Origin of the sequence: Tsukamurella conjunctivitidis, from assembly GCF_007858475.1 — a bacterium.
Lineage (GTDB): Bacteria > Actinomycetota > Actinomycetes > Mycobacteriales > Mycobacteriaceae > Tsukamurella > Tsukamurella conjunctivitidis.
Window position 1 is genome coordinate 1 of record NZ_VIGX01000332.1, and the last position, 505, is coordinate 505.

At 66.3% G+C, this 505-nt stretch carries 1 pseudogene; it reads right to left on the minus strand.

Features of this window, described 5'->3' with window-relative positions:
• Window positions 1–505 (minus strand): annotated as a pseudogene (locus FK530_RS25640) (deoxyguanosinetriphosphate triphosphohydrolase); the annotation flags it as partial.

The window sequence follows — 505 nt, forward strand, 5'->3', positions numbered from 1 at the left end:
GGTGACCGTGGCGGAGCAGAAGCGGCCGATGAGCTGGCTGGTCATGTCCTTGAGGTGGGCCATGTCCGCGTAGGAGCCGGAGTCCGAGTGCAACCAGGCGGGCATGGAGACCAGACGCTCGATCGCCTGCGCCAGGTCGTCGGCACTGACCGAGGGGCCGTACCACTCCAGGGTGGAGGAGATGACGGCGTCAATCTCCTCATCGGTGGTCAGTCGGGCCAGGTCCATCTTGCGCGTGGCCACCGCGTCCTCGACATCGTGGACGCTGTAGCCGATGTCGTCGGAGAGATCCATGATCTGGGCTTCCAGGCACCGTCTGCCCTGCTCCGCCCCCTGACGCATCCAGGCGAAGACCTCTGCGTCCTCGGCGTAGACGCTGTACTTGCGTGTCGACTTCTCGGGATCCGGGCCGGCTCCGCGCAGCCAGGGATACTTCGCGATGGCATCCAAGGTGGCGCGCGTGAGGTTGAGACCCGCAGGCGTGCCCTCCGGTGTCAGCACCTTG